General features: G+C 73.0%; 7 protein-coding genes and 1 pseudogene. 2 read left to right on the top strand and 6 right to left on the bottom strand.

The genetic code is table 11. The features are described 5' to 3' along the window. Positions 1–377: 377 nt before the first annotated feature. Positions 378–458 (top strand): annotated as a pseudogene (locus tag OHU89_RS35630) (SCO5717 family growth-regulating ATPase); the annotation flags it as partial. A 603-nt stretch (positions 459–1,061) separates the two neighbouring features. Continuing rightward, positions 1,062–4,286: an AAA family ATPase gene (locus OHU89_RS35625; protein WP_405654793.1), complete on the top strand. Its 3,225-nt coding sequence runs from the start codon at positions 1,062–1,064 to the stop codon at positions 4,284–4,286. A gap of 74 nt (positions 4,287–4,360) precedes the next feature. Here the strand turns inward: OHU89_RS35625 and OHU89_RS35620 are convergent, their stop codons facing one another. The 6 genes from OHU89_RS35620 to infB form a co-directional block, all read right to left on the bottom strand. Continuing rightward, positions 4,361–5,308, bottom strand: a complete 948-nt coding sequence (locus tag OHU89_RS35620; RefSeq protein WP_405649086.1) for a bifunctional riboflavin kinase/FAD synthetase — start codon at positions 5,306–5,308, stop codon at positions 4,361–4,363. Between the two features lie 133 nt (positions 5,309–5,441). Beyond that, positions 5,442–9,065 (bottom strand): trypsin-like peptidase domain-containing protein, encoded by a 3,624-nt coding sequence (locus tag OHU89_RS35615; protein WP_405649085.1) that lies wholly within the window; start codon positions 9,063–9,065, stop codon positions 5,442–5,444. Between the two features lie 233 nt (positions 9,066–9,298). Next, positions 9,299–10,204, bottom strand: coding sequence for a tRNA pseudouridine(55) synthase TruB (gene truB, locus OHU89_RS35610; protein WP_405649084.1), 906 nt, complete (start codon positions 10,202–10,204; stop codon positions 9,299–9,301). Next, positions 10,201–10,647 carry a 30S ribosome-binding factor RbfA gene (gene rbfA, locus OHU89_RS35605; protein WP_046261084.1) on the bottom strand — a complete coding sequence of 149 codons (447 nt, stop codon included), beginning with the start codon at positions 10,645–10,647 and terminating at the stop codon, positions 10,201–10,203. The genes truB and rbfA overlap by 4 nt, the downstream gene beginning before the upstream one ends. Before the next feature lie 47 nt (positions 10,648–10,694). Then, positions 10,695–10,988 carry a DUF503 domain-containing protein gene (locus OHU89_RS35600; protein ID WP_046261083.1) on the bottom strand — a complete coding sequence of 98 codons (294 nt, stop codon included), beginning with the start codon at positions 10,986–10,988 and terminating at the stop codon, positions 10,695–10,697. Positions 10,989–11,124: 136 nt separating this feature from the next. Continuing rightward, a complete protein-coding gene (gene infB, locus OHU89_RS35595) occupies positions 11,125–14,271 on the bottom strand; it encodes a translation initiation factor IF-2 (protein WP_405649082.1) in 3,147 nt (1,048 codons plus the stop codon). Positions 14,272–14,308 lie beyond the last annotated feature (37 nt).

Here is a 14,308-nt window from a genome sequence, read left to right as displayed (position 1 = left end):
GCCTCCCCCAACAGCCCTACCCGGTAAGGCGCTTCGGGAAGGTGCGCGTCCGCCTCCCGTCACCTTCCGTTTGTGTTCGGGGCGTTCACGAACATCGCCCTTTTTCGTCACGAATGCGAAAGCTGTGTAGGCCACTTCTGGGCAGGTTGTGACGCGGTGGACGAGCGCTCGTGGGTGGACGGGCCTGCCGGGGCGGGGCTTGTGGTGATTAGGCTGGTACCGGGGGCGACGCCAGAACCCGTGGACCGGGCGTCGATATTCCAGGGGGAGAGCCGGTGGATCGGACGACCTCGAACGACTTCGGACGACGAGAAGACGACAAGAAACAGGTCGCCCCTAGCACGGTATGAGGGTGCTCGACCACATCAGGAGGAATTGTGAGCAGCGATCGGGACGGGATCCGCGGGGGCTGGGCCACACCCGGCGATGACCAGCCCGACGCGGAGTCCGCCAGCGAGATGACGGGCGAGTTCACCATCGACTACGCGCCGCCTGCCTGGTACACGCAGAACGCTTCGGGGGGTTCGGGCGACGGGGGGAACGCGTCGGGTACGGCTGGATCGTCAGGTGCGGGTGAGCCGGCCGGTTCATCCGGTACGACGGGTTCGGCCGGGGCCGGTACGCCGGCTTCGGGTACGCCCGGTGCCGCGCCCTCTCCCGTGGACTGGTCCGCTTCCTCGCTGCCGGGGCTGACGCCTCCCGCGCATTCGCGTCCCCAGGGTGCCGCTCCGGGGCCCGGGGCTCCGTTCACGCCTCCGGCGCCTGGTCCGGGCGCTCCCTTCACGCCGCCCGCGCCGGGTCCTGGTGCTCCTTTCACTCCGCCCGCTGCTGGTCCGGGGGCGCCTTTCACGCCTCCGGCGCCGCCGTCTTCCGGTCCCGGGGCCCCATTCACGCCGCCGGCTCCGGCCCCGGCTCCCGATGCGCCGTTCCAGCCGCCCGCGCCGTCGAACGAGGGGCCGGGTGCGGTGCCCGGGCTTCCGGCAGGGAGCGGGTTCGAGCCGCAGCCTCCGCACGCCGCGCAGCCCGAGTCGCCTGCCTCGGATGCCGGGTCGCCGACGGCCGTGCCGAACATTCCGGGGTTCCAGTCCCAGTGGGGCGCTCCGGCGTCACCGCCCGCGTCGTCCCCGTCGAGCTTCGCCCTGCCCACGCCCGTGACTCCGCCGGCCACCGCGGACTCCGGCTCCGCCCCGGCAACGCCACCCGCCGCGCCCCCGACGAGCTTCACTCTCCCCGCACCCGCAGTTCCGCCTGCCCCTGCGGCGGCGGACGAGGAGCCGGAGTCCGGGAACGGTGGCCTGGAGAGCGGCGCCACGATGCGGTTCTCCGCGGCCTCGCTGAAGCGGGAGATCGCGGAGCGCGCTGCGGTGGCCGAGGAGGCGGACGGGGCTTCCTCTGTTGCCGACGAGCCCGTTGTCGACGACTCCGCCGAGGATGCCGTCGTGGAGCCGTCGGTGGATGCCGAGGCGGACACCCCGGGTGCCGATGCAGTGGCCGAGGCCGACGACGACCTCGCGGAAGCGGTCGAACCGGCTGCCGAGGACGTCGCGGAGACGGACGGGACGGCCGAGGAGGACGACACGGACGCCGACGTCCTGGCGTTCCCGGGCGCCTCTGAGGAGGTCACCGCCGAGGACACGGAGCCCGCAGCTGACGACACCTCGCTGTCCGAGGACACCGACGCCGACGTGGAGGACCCGGAGCCCGCGGTGACCGAGCCGGAGGATGCCGGTCCCGACGAGGAGACCGAGGCGGAGGAGGCCGCGCTTCAGGACGCCGACGCCGACGCCGACGCCGACGCCGAGCCGACCGACGCCGAGCCGGAGAACGCGGAGCTCTCGGACGCGGCGCCTGCCGAGGCCGAGCCGGAGGACGCCGTACCCGCGACCGCGGAGCCCGTCGACGCCGTACCGGCGAGCCCCGAGCCCGCCGACGCCGTACCGGCTGACGCCGAGCCCGAGGACACGGCCCCGCAGGACGCATCCCCCGCCTGGACTCCCCCGCCGGCGCCGCAGGCAGGAATGCCGCCGCTGCCGCCGTCGTACCAGCCCGCCGCTCCCGCCCCGGCGGCCCAGTGGCCGGCGCAGGTTCAGCCTCAGCCCGAGCAGCCGGCCCCGGCGGCACCCGCCCCGCAGCCGACGGCCGCGCAAGCCCACCCACCCGTACCGCAGCAGCAGCCGCCCTTCCAGCCGCAGGCCCCGCAGCCCGCGCCCGCCGCCTGGAACCAGCCGCCCGCGCCCCCGGCACCCGCCCCGGTCGCACCGCAGCCCGGCACCCCGGCAGCCCAGCAGCCGCCCGCCACCCCCGCCCCGCAGGACGGTTACGGCTTCCCACAACCCGGCGGAATCCCCGCGCCCAACCCGCAGGCGGGCTACGGCTTCCCGCGGCCCGGAGCCCCGGCCCCCAACCCCAACCCCAACCCCAACGCCCAAGGCGGCTACGGCTTCCCGCAACCCGGGGAAAACCCTGCACCCAACCCGCAGGCCGGCTACGGCTTCCCCCAGCCCGGCGCTGCCCAGCCGACCCCTCCCCAGCCCCCGACCCCCAACGCCCAGGGCGGCTACGGCTTCCCCCAGCAGGGACAGCCCCCGGCCCCCACCCCCTCAACTCCGTACGCCCAACCGGCGCCCGCGCCCAACGCCCCGCAAACCACCGCACCCCCCGCAGCGGCCGGTTACGGCTTCCCGCAGCCCGGCGGAGCGCCCGCGCCCAACCCTCAGGCGGGCTACGGCTTCCCCCAGCAGGGACAGCCCCCGGCCGGCACCCCTTCAGCCCCGCACGCCCAACCGGCCCCCGCCCCCGGCGCCCCGGCCCCCGCCCCCAACGCCCAGGCCGGCTACGGCTTCCCGCACCCCGGTGCCCCGAACGCCCCGCAGGCACCCGCCCCCGGTGGCTACGGCTTCCCGCAGCCGCCCGCGCAGCAGGATGGCCAGCCTCACCCTCAGCCGGGCGTACCGCAGGGACAGGCCCAGCCCGACGGCCAGCCCCCGGCAGCCGCTCCGCAGGGATTCGCGCCGCAGGCTCCGCAGCCCCCCATCGACCCCCGCACCGGTACCGCCTGGCCGCAGCCCATGCAGCACGACCAGCGGCAGATGACCAACCCCGGTGCGGCGCCGCTCGGTTACACCGCTGCCGTGGAGCTGTCCTCGGACCGGCTGCTGAACAACAAGAAGCAGAAGGCGAAGAGCGGCCGTCCCGCCGCCCAGCCGTCCCGGTTCAAGATCGGTGGGAAGAAGGAAGAAGCCGAGCGGCAGCGGAAGTTGGAGCTGATCCGCACGCCCGTGCTGTCCTGCTACCGCATCGCGGTCATCAGCCTCAAGGGCGGCGTCGGCAAGACCACGACCACCACCGCCCTCGGCTCGACCCTCGCCACCGAGCGGCAGGACAAGATCCTCGCCATCGACGCCAACCCGGACGCCGGTACCCTCGGCCGCCGGGTGCGGCGGGAGACCGGGGCCACCATCCGTGACCTCGTCCAGGCGATCCCGTACCTCAACTCGTACATGGACATCCGCCGGTTCACCTCGCAGGCGCCGTCCGGGCTCGAGATCATCGCCAACGACGTCGACCCGGCCGTGTCCACGGCCTTCAACGACGAGGACTACCGGCGCGCCCTCGATGTGCTGGGCAAGCAGTACCCGGTGATCCTGACGGACTCCGGTACCGGTCTGCTCTACTCCGCCATGCGCGGTGTGCTCGACCTCGCCGACCAGCTCATCATCATCTCGACGCCGTCCGTGGACGGTGCGAGCAGCGCGAGTACGACGCTGGACTGGCTGTCGGCGCACGGGTACGCGGATCTCGTGTCGAGGTCCCTCACCGTCATCTCGGGTGTGCGCGAGACCGGCAAGATGATCAAGGTGGACGACATCGTCAGCCACTTCGAGACGCGCTGCCGCGGAGTCATCGTCGTGCCCTTCGACGAACACCTCGCGGCCGGTGCCGAGGTCGACCTCGACATGATGCGGCCGAAGGTGCGGGAGTCGTACTTCAACCTCGCGGCGATGGTCGCCGAGGACTTCGTACGCCACCAGCAGATGCACGGCCTGTGGACCAGCGACGGCAACCCGCCCCCGGTGGCGGCCCCGCCGATGCCGGGTCAGTCCATGCCCGGGCAGCCGTACCCTCAGCAGCCTCAGCAGCCGGGTCACCCGTACGCCCCCCAGCCGGGCCAGCCCTATCCGCAGCAGGGTCAGCCGTACCCGCAGCAGCCCCAGCAGCCCGGACAGCCCTACCCGCAGCAGGGACAGCCCGGGCAGCCGTACCCGCCCGCGCCCCCGCAGCAGTAGCCGACACAAGCGAAGGGCGGCCGGTGCTCACCAGCATCGGCCGCCCTTCGGCGTCGTAGGACCGAAAAGAGTGACTACTCGGCCGCCGAAATCAGCTCCCGGCACTTCTTGACGTCCTCGGCCATCTGCTCCAGCAGGGCCTCCAGGGAGTCGAACTTCGCCTGGCCGCGTACATACGCGAGGAAGTCGACGGCGACGTGCAGGCCGTAGAGGTCGAGGCCGACGCGGTCGATGGCGTAGGCCTCGACGGTGCGCTCGGTGCCGTCGAACTGCGGGTTGGTGCCGACGGAGATCGCGGCCGGCATCGCCTCGCCCTGGGCGTGCAGCCAGCCGGCGTAGACGCCGTCGGCGGGGATGGCGGTGTGCGGGAGGGTCTCGACGTTGGCCGTGGGGAAGCCCAGCTCGCGGCCGCGCTGCGCGCCTCGGACGACCACGCCCTCGACGCGGTGCGGGCGGCCCAGGATCTCGTGGGTGCCCTCGACGTCGCCGGCGGCGACCAGGCGGCGGGTGAGGGTGGAGGAGAACGGCTCGCCGCCGCCCGCCTCGCCGGACACGAACAGGTCGATGACCTCGACCTCGAAGTCGTATGTCTTGCCCTGCTCGGCGAGGAACTCCACGTTCCCCGCGGCCTTGTGGCCGAAGCGGAAGTTGGGGCCCTCGACGACCGCCTTGGCGTGCAGCTTGTCGACCAGGACCTTGACGACGAACTCGGCCGGCGAGAGCTTCGAGAACTCCGTCGTGAAGGGCAGGATGAGGATCGCGTCCACGCCCAGCTCCGCCATCAGCTCGGCGCGACGGTCGTGCGGGGCCAGCAGAGGCGGGTGGCTGCCGGGGCGGACGACCTCGCTGGGGTGCGGGTCGAAAGTGACGACGACGGCGGGAACGCCCAGCTCACGGGCGCGTTCCACGGCATGCCGGATGATCAGCTGGTGTCCGCGGTGGACTCCGTCGTAGGAGCCGATGGTGACGACGCTGCGTCCCCAGTCCTCGGGGATGTCCTCCAAGCCACGCCAGCGCTGCACTGTGACCGCTCCTCGTCGAACCTGTGTCCGTATGTACGGCTTATCTCTTACGCAGGTCTAAGGGTGCCATGCCGCGTCGCTCCCGCCCGCATCGGCATGGGCGCTGTGACTCGACGCACGTAGGACGGGAGGGTCAGGCGGGGACGCGTACGCCTGCCAGGTTCTCGATCATCCGGCGGGTACTGGGGCCGACCACCGCCGCCCACTGCTGCGGAGCGTCGGTCAGCCAGCCCGCCACCTGCGCGGCGAAGCCCGGCGTCCGACGACCGAGATCGACGAGGCCGCGGTCGAAACGGGCCGCGCCCTCGGGGGTGCGGACGAGGAGGAGGCCGGTGCGGTGGACGAGTTCTCGCAGACCGTCGTCGGGGTGGCGGGCGGCGGCGCGCAGGAGGGCGTCCAGGACGGCGGGCGCGTGCTCGTGACTCAGCAGGAACTCGAGCAGTTCGCGACGGAGGGGGCGGGAGGCGGGAGCACCGGGGGTGGCCAGTACGGCGGCGAGGGCGGCCCGCACCTCCTCCGAGCCGCCGTCCAGCAGGCCGGTGACCAGGGGGAGGAGTACCGCCCGTGCCCCCGGCCCCTGGTCGAGGCGCCGGTCGACGTACGCGGCCATGTCCGCCGCGGTCTCCGGGCGCTGCTCCACCGCCTCCCGCACGAGCACGGCGATCCGGCGGGCCTGCGTGGGCGTGGTGACGTCGGCGAGGGTGCGCAGGGCCGCTCCGGCGCCGGGGCGGCGCAGCCGGGCGCGGAAGGCGTCGAGGACCGGCTCCGGGTGGGTGGCCAGGGCGGCGACCAGCGCGCTCGGCGGGAACTGCGGGTCGCCGGCCATGAAGTGGCCGAGGGCCTGCGGGAGATGACGGGCACGCGTGCGTGGATCACGGACGAGGAGGGCGAGCGCGCCGCCGTGCAGGGTGCAGTCGGCGGGGCGGGCCAGCAGGGTCAGGGCCGCGTAGCGCAGCAGCTCGCGGTCGGCCTCCGTCCTCACGTGCGGGGCGGCGCGCAGGCCGTACGCCACCGCCGCGACCCGCCGGTCAGGGCGTTCGTCGTGCGCCCATCGGTCCACGGCCCGGCACACCGCCGACGGTTCGTCCTCCGCGAGCACGGCGAGCAGTTCGTCGGCCCTCCGATGCGCGCAGTCGACGAGCACCTCGGTGAGGTCGTCGAGAGCCAGCTGCCGGTGGGTGTGCAGCAGCGCCTGCGCGGCCTTCGCGACGGTCGCGTGCGGGGTGGCGGGCAGCGGGCGCTCGTCGTCGAACCAGCGCGTCAGATGCGGTGCTACGGCGGTGGGGTCGGCGGCGAGCAGCCCGGAGGCCGCGTCCAGGAAACGGGGGGCGGTGTCGTGCGCGGGGCCGTCGGCGAGGACGAGACGGCGGAGCAGGTCGAAGAGGGTGATCGGGGGGAGGGGGAGGGCCAGCCAGAAGTCGGGGGCGAACTCGGTTGCTCGGACGGGGCGTTGTTCGTGCCCCTGGTCGCGTGCTTGGCGCCGCCAGTCCACCACGCGGTCCGCGAGCAGGCGCAGTACGCCCGTGTACGGCGTCGCGTCGGGTACGCGGAGCAGGGACTCGGTGAGGAGACGGGCCGCCCACCAGGAGTCGGGGTCGGCGTCCAGGGCCTGGACCAACTCCTCCAGGCGGAGGGCGAGTCGGGGGGTGCCGTGCTGGCGGGACTGGAGGAGCAGGGCATGGACGACCGGGCCGATGCGGTGGTGCGGCACCGGGAAGGGGTGCGGGCTGTGGCGGTGGACCAGGGCGCGCAGGGCCTCGTCCAGGTCGAGGTGCATGCCCTGGATCCAGTCGGCGAGTTCCTCGTGGGCGAAGCGGTAGCCGTTGCCGGCGGGGACCAGGAGGCCCTCGGTGAGGACGGCGGACGCCCAGCCGGTGCCGCCGCCGAGCCGGGCGGAGGCCTGGCCCCAGGGGAACACCGCCTCGAACGACTCGCGGTCCAGTTCGCCCTGGCCCGGGCCGAGGCTGCGGCGGGCGGCCTCGTGCACCTGGCCGGAAACCTTTGCGGCGAGGCGGCGTACGGCGGTGCCGCGCAGGCCGTTCTCTGCGGCGAGGCGGACGGCGATGCGGAGGCACATCAGGTCGAGGTGGGCGGCGAAGACGTCGTGGCGGTCTGCGCGGGTGCCGGGGATGCCGGGCGTGTCGGTGTCGGGGAGGGCGGCTCGGACCTCGGAGAGGAGGCGGAGGGTGAGGGGGTGGCGGGCGTCGGTGTCCGTGAGGGCGTCCTCGGGGATGCCGTAGCGAGCCCGGGCTTGGCGGGCTTCGTCCTCGTGCAGGTCGGCGAGGTGCACGCAGGGCGGTTTCTCGCCCCCTCCGCCCCTACCCGTCCCGTCCCTGGGGGCTGCGCCCCCAGACCCCTCTTCGGACTGAACGGCCTCGTCCTCAAACGCCGGACGGGCTGAAAGTGGCTGAGCCTGCGGACTGTGCAGCATTCCTCCCGGAAACCCCTCCCCCGCCCGCTCCCAGTACTCCTCCCGGCACGCCACCACCAGCCGTGCCCTCGTCTCCCCCAGCCAGGTCGCCGCCCCGTCGGTCCAGTCCGTGAGGCGGTGGGCCAGGACGGGGGGCATCTCCTCGGGGCCGTCGAGGAGGAGCAGCAGGGGGCGGCCGTCGGTGTGGGCGAGCCGGGCCAGGCGCTCAGGGGTCACATCGCCCAGGTCCTCGACCTGCACCGAGCGCGACGCGGCGACGATCCGTACCGCCCGGGTCAGCGCCCTGCGTGCCGCGTCCGCGACCGAGGTGTCGTCGTCCCTCAGGTCGGCGCCGCGCAGCCACAGCGTCGGGGCGGGTCGGGCGCCCCGGTTGCGGCGGGCGGCGAGGGACGCGAGTTCTGTCGTACGGCCGCTGCCGGGTGGGCCGACGAGGGCGAGGACGGCGGCCGGGCCCTCGGTGAAGGCCTCGAACTCCGCTGCCGTGGCCCCCCGTTGGACCGGTGCCACCGATCCGGGGGTGCCGGTGCTCGCCCGGCCGACGTAGCCCGCGAGCGCACCCGGCGGGCCGTCCTGGCCCACCGATGTCGCCGTCAGTTCGAGTACGCCCGCGAGGTTGAGGTCCACGCCGTACGCGGGGACGGTCGCCGCGTTCTCGGCGAGGAGCTCGGCAAGGGGGCCGGGCGGTGCCGGGAGCAGGGGTACCGCGAACCCGGCGTCCCGGCCGCCGCCCTGCAGCGCGGTGCCGAGGACGCCGACCACCGCGCCGGTCGCGGCGTCGAGCACCGGTCCGCCGGCCGCCCCGCCGCCCAGCCGCAGCGCGTCCCGCCCGGCCGTGCCGATCGCCAACTCCAGTGCGCCGTCAAGGAGATGGAAGCGATCCGTCGCCGTGTACGTCACAGCGGCCGCGCCGAGCACCCTCGCCTCACGCCAGCACCCGGCGGCGATCCGCACATAGGCACCGGTCTCGATCCGGTCCCGCACGGTGACGGGGAGCGGCTCGACGCCGAGCCCCTCGGTCCGTACGAGGGCCAGGTTCAGCTCGGGCAGCGCGGTCACCGCGTCGGCGGTCACCACGCAGTGACGGTCCTCGGCGGCGTAGAGCAGAAGCCTGGGCAGTCCGTCGACGGCCTCGTGGCTGGTGATCACGGTGCCGTGGTGGTCGGCCACGAAGCCGGTGCCCCGGGGGCGGCCGGCAAGATCGTGAATCCGCACAAGGGATTCGTCGCGTGCGTGTCCCGGCCCGGAAGCCGCGCCGCAGGACGCGGAGTGCTCGCTCTCACCCGCGCGTCGGCGGCCGCCCGCAGTCCGCGGGCCCCGTCCCGCCATGGTCGAACCTCCCCGCCGTGCCCTGCCCTGTCTTCGACGGTAGGCACCAGGTGATCGGCGGGACAGATCGCGCGGTGAACGCGCCCCCGTCCGCTCCCCCGCTTCACTCCGAGCGCCTGCCCGCACGGGTGAATGGGAGGGGGTCGGTGGATACACCCTAGGGGTGGGGGAACCGAGGGGGGACCGTGGAGCGGCGGACAACTCCGTGACCGCCGCTCCACGGGCGGAGCGTCTCAGCCGAAGACAGCGAGGCTCTTCGCCTTGCCCTTCTGCTCCTCCACGAGGGCCAGCAGTCGGCCTTCGGGGGCGAAGACGGCGATGGTGCCGCGGCCCGTGTACTCGTCGGGCATCTCCAGGCGTACGCCGTTGGTGAGCAGCCGGGCCCGCCGCTCGTCCACGTCCCAGCGCGGGAACGCGGCCGCGGCCGCCTCGGCGATCGGCATCACCGTCAGCTCCTGCTGGTGCTGCTCCAGAGTCTTGGCCGCGTCCAGCTTGTACGGGCCGACCCGCGTGCGCCGCAGAGCGGTGAGGTGGCCGCCCACGCCCAGGTCCGCGCCCAGGTCCCGAGCCAGCGCCCGGATGTACGTACCGGACGAGCAGACCACCGAGACGACCAGGTCCTGGACGGGCGTGCCGTCCTCGGCGACGGCGTCCCGGACGTCGTACACCGCGAAGGACGAGATCTTCACGGGCCGGGCGGGGATCTCGAACTCCTCGCCCTCACGCGCCCGCTTGTAGGAGCGCACACCGTCGATCTTGATGGCGCTGACCTTGGACGGCACCTGCATGATGTCGCCGCTCAGCTTGGCGATGCCCGCGTCGATGGCGTCCCGGGTGACCTTCGAGGCGTCTGTCGACGCCGTGCTCTCGCCCTCGGCGTCATCGGTCAGGGTCGTCTGGCCCAGGCGGATCGTGCCCAGGTACTCCTTCTCGGTGAGCGCGAGATGCCCGAGGAGCTTGGTCGCCTTCTCGACGCCGAGGACGAGCACACCGGTCGCCATCGGGTCGAGGGTGCCGGCGTGTCCGACGCGGCGGGTCTTCGCGATCCCGCGCATCTTGGCGACCACGTCGTGCGAAGTGAAGCCCGACGGCTTGTCGACGATGACAAGCCCGTCGGGCGTCTGGTTCTTCTGTGTCATTCGGCGGTGTCGTCCTCGTCTTCACCCGGCTTCTTGTACGGGTCCGCCTCACCGGCGTAGGCGGCACCGGCCGAGACCTCGCGCACCTTCTCGTCGGACTGGCGCGCCTTGTCGAGGAGGTCCTCGATGGTCTTGGCGGTGTCCGGAAGCGCGTCCGCCATGAAGGTCAGCGTCGGCGTGAACTTCACACCGGCCGCCGCGCCCACCGCGGAACGCAGCACGCCCTTGGCGCTTTCCAGACCGGCGGCCGCGGCCGCGCGCTCCTCGTCGTCCCCGTACACCGTGTAGAAGACGGTCGCCTCCCGGAGGTCACCCGTGACCCGGGTGTCCGTGATGGTGACGTGCGAGCCGAGCCGCGGGTCCTTGATCCCGCGCTGCAGCTTCTGGGCCACCACCTCCCGGATGAGGTCCGCCAGCCTCTTCGCCCGCGCGTTGTCGGCCACTGGTCCGTCTCCTTAAGTGTCTTGCTTCTTGCTGAGTCTTCGTCGCTTCAGTCTTCGTCGCCGTGGAGTCTGCGTCGAACCGAGAGCAGTTCCACCTCGGGCCGCCCGGCGACCAGCCGCTCACAGCGGTCCAGTACGTCGGTGAGGTGTCCGGTGTCCCCGGAGACCATCGCCAGCCCGATCTCGGCCCTGCGATGGAGGTCCTGATTGCCCGTCTCCGCCGCGCTCACCGCGTACTTGCGCTGGAGCTCGGCCACGATCGGACGGACGAGAGAGCGTTTCTCCTTGAGCGAGTGAACGTCGCCGAGGAGCAGATCGAAGGACAGAGTCCCCACATACATGTGTGTGTCCGGATGTCCCGCCGGTTCGGGGTATGGGCGCCGCGTCGACGCCGATACAGGAACCGTACACGCAACGGCCGGGGCCGATCGACGGATATTACGTCCGCCGATCGGCCCCGATCGCGTGCTACGACAATCAGCCGCGCGGCTTCTCGCGCATCTCGTACGTCGCGATGACGTCGTCGATCTTGATGTCGTTGAAGTTGCCGAGGTTGATACCGCCCTCGAACCCTTCGCGGATCTCGGTGACGTCGTCCTTGAAGCGACGCAGACCGGAGATGTTGAGGTTCTCCGCGATGACCTTGCCGTCGCGGACGAGTCGAGCCTTCGTGTTGCGCTTGACCTCGCCCGAGCGGACTAGGACACCGGCGATGTTGCCCAGCTTGGACGACTTGAAGACCTCGCGGATCTCCGCCGTGCCGAGCTCGACCTCCTCGTACTCCGGCTTGAGCATGCCCTTGAGGGCCGCCTCGATCTCCTCGATGGCCTGGTAGATCACCGAGTAGTACCGGACGTCGACGCCCTCGCGCTCCGCCATCTGCGCCGCGCGGCCCGCAGCGCGGACGTTGAAGCCGATGACGATGGCGTCGGAGCCGGTCGCCAGGTTGATGTCGGACTCGGTGACCGCACCCACACCGCGGTGCAGGACACGGATGTCGACCTCGTCGCCGACGTCGAGCTGGAGCAGCGAGGACTCGAGAGCCTCCACCGAACCGGACGCGTCGCCCTTGATGATGAGGTTGAGTTCCTGCACCAGACCGGCCTTGAGGGCCTCGTCCAGGTTCTCCAGGGAGAACCGGACTCCACGCCGGGCGAAGTTGGCGTTGCGCTCGCGCGCCGCGCGCTTCTCGGCGATCTGACGTGCCGTGCGGTCCTCGTCGACGACCAGGAAGTTGTCGCCGGCGCCCGGGACGTTGGTGAGACCCAGGACCAGGACGGGGGTCGACGGACCCGCTTCCTCGACGTTGTTGCCGTTGTCGTCGAGCATCGCCCGGACACGGCCGTACGCGTCGCCGACCACCATCGTGTCGCCGATGCGCAGCGTGCCGCGCTGGACGAGGACCGTGGAGACGGCACCGCGGCCGCGGTCGAGGTGGGACTCGATCGCAATACCCTGCGCGTCCTGCTCCGGGTTGGCCCGCAGGTCGAGCGAGGCGTCCGCGGTGAGGACCACGGCCTCCAGCAGGCTCTCGATGTTGAGGCCCTGCTTGGCGGAGATGTCGACGAACATGGTGTCGCCGCCGTACTCCTCGGCCACCAGACCGAACTCGGTGAGCTGACCGCGCACCTTGGTCGGGTCCGCGCCCTCGACGTCGATCTTGTTGACCGCGACCACGATCGGCACGTCGGCCGCCTTGGCGTGGTTCAGCGCCTCGATCGTCTGGGGCATCACACCGTCGTTGGCCGCCACCACGAGGATCGCGATGTCGGTCGACTTGGCACCACGGGCACGCATGGCGGTGAACGCCTCGTGGCCCGGGGTGTCGATGAAGGTGATCCTGCGCTCTTCGCCGTTGACCTCGGTCGCGACCTGGTACGCACCGATGTGCTGCGTGATACCGCCGGCCTCGCCCGCAACGACGTTCGTCTTGCGGATGGTGTCGAGAAGGCGGGTCTTACCGTGGTCGACGTGACCCATGACGGTCACGACCGGCGGACGCGCGACGAGGAACTCCTCGCCACCCTCGTCCTCGCCGAACTCGATGTCGAAGGACTCGAGAAGCTCGCGGTCCTCCTCCTCCGGGCTGACGATCTCGAGGATGAAGTTCATCTCGTCCGCGAGGAGCTTCAGCGTCTCGTCGGAGACGGACTGCGTGGCAGTGACCATCTCGCCGAGGTTCATCATCACGCCGACGAGCGACGCCGGGTTGGCGCCGATCTTCTCGGCGAAGTCGGTGAGCGACGCACCGCGCGACAGGCGGACGGACTGTCCGTTGCCGCGAGGCAGCATCACGCCGCCGACCGACGGGGCCTGCATGGCCTCGTACTCCTGGCGCCTCTGCCGCTTCGACTTGCGACCACGACGCGCGGGACCGCCGGGACGACCGAAGGCGCCCTGCGTGCCACCACGGCCACCGGGACCACCCGGACGACCGCCGAAGCCGGGACGGCCGCCGCCGCCGGGACCACCGGGGCCACCCGGACGACCGGCGAAACCGCCGCCACCGCCACCGGGACCGCCGGGACGACCGGCGAAACCGCCGCCACCGCCACCGGGACCGCCGGGACGACCGGCGAAACCGCCGCCGCCACCCGGACGACCGCCGCCGCCACCACCGGGACGACCGCCACCGCCACCACCGGGACCGCGGCCGCCGGGGCCACCGCCACCGGGACGCGGGCCGGCAGCCGGACGCTGCGGCATCATGCCGGGGTTAGGACGCGGGCCGCCGCCGGGACGCGGAGCGCCGCCCTGCGGACGGGGCATACCGCCCGGGGAGGGACGAGCGCCGCCCGGAGCCTGCGGACGGGCACCGCCCGCCGCGCCCTGGGGACGGGGACCACGGTCCTGGCCCTGCGGACGCGGGGCGCCGCCGGGACGGTCACCGGGGCCACCCTGGCCACCGGGACGCGGGGCGCCGCCCGGACGGGGCGCCTGCGGGCGCGCCATGCCGGTGGAGCCACCAGAGGTGAAGGGGTTGTTGCCCGGACGGGGACCGGCCGGACGGGCACCGGGACGCGACGCCTGGCCACCCGGACGCGGGGCGCCCGGACGGTCACCGCGGTCGCCACGGTCACGACCCTGGCCGCCGCCCTGACCGGGGCCGCCGGCGGGACGGGGAGCACCCGGACGCGGCGCCTGCTGGCCGGCCGGACGCGGGGCGCCCGGACGCGCACCGGAGCCCTGGGAGGCCGGCGGCGTGGCCGGGGCCGACGGGGGTGCTGTGAACTCGGGCGTGGTCGGAGCCGGGGACGCCGGCGCGGGGCGCGGCGCGGGCTTCGGGCCCGGGGTGGGACGGGGGCCGGGAGCGGCCGGCGCGGCGGGAGCCGCGGGCGTCTCGGCAACGGCCGGCTTGGGGGCCGGCGGGCGCGGGGCGGCCGGACGGGCAGCCTGCGCCGGAGAGGGGGCGCCCGGCTTGGCCGGGGCAGCCTTGCGGGCGGGGGCGGGCTTGCCGCCTCCGTTGCCCTGCTGAAGGGCGTCCGTCAATTTACGGACGACGGGCGCTTCGATGGTCGAAGACGCCGAACGGACGAATTCACCGAGTTCTTGGAGCTTGGCCATGACGACCTTGCTCTCAACCCCGAACTCCTTGGCGAGTTCGTATACCCGGACCTTAGCCACTTCGCTCCTTTTAGGTCCGGGTTGCGTCCGGACCGTC

The organism is Streptomyces sp. NBC_00019 (genome assembly GCF_045041015.1).
Classification (GTDB): domain Bacteria; phylum Actinomycetota; class Actinomycetes; order Streptomycetales; family Streptomycetaceae; genus Streptomyces.
This window is presented reverse-complemented; position numbering and strand designations above follow the sequence as displayed.

Coding starts and splice junctions, on each gene's coding strand:
- OHU89_RS35615 (WP_405649085.1), bottom strand. CDS start 9,065: ATGGCGGGACGGGGCCCGCGGACTGCGGGCGGCCGCCGACGCGCGGGT.
- truB (WP_405649084.1), bottom strand. CDS start 10,204: ATGACACAGAAGAACCAGACGCCCGACGGGCTTGTCATCGTCGACAAG.
- OHU89_RS35600 (WP_046261083.1), bottom strand. CDS start 10,988: ATGTATGTGGGGACTCTGTCCTTCGATCTGCTCCTCGGCGACGTTCAC.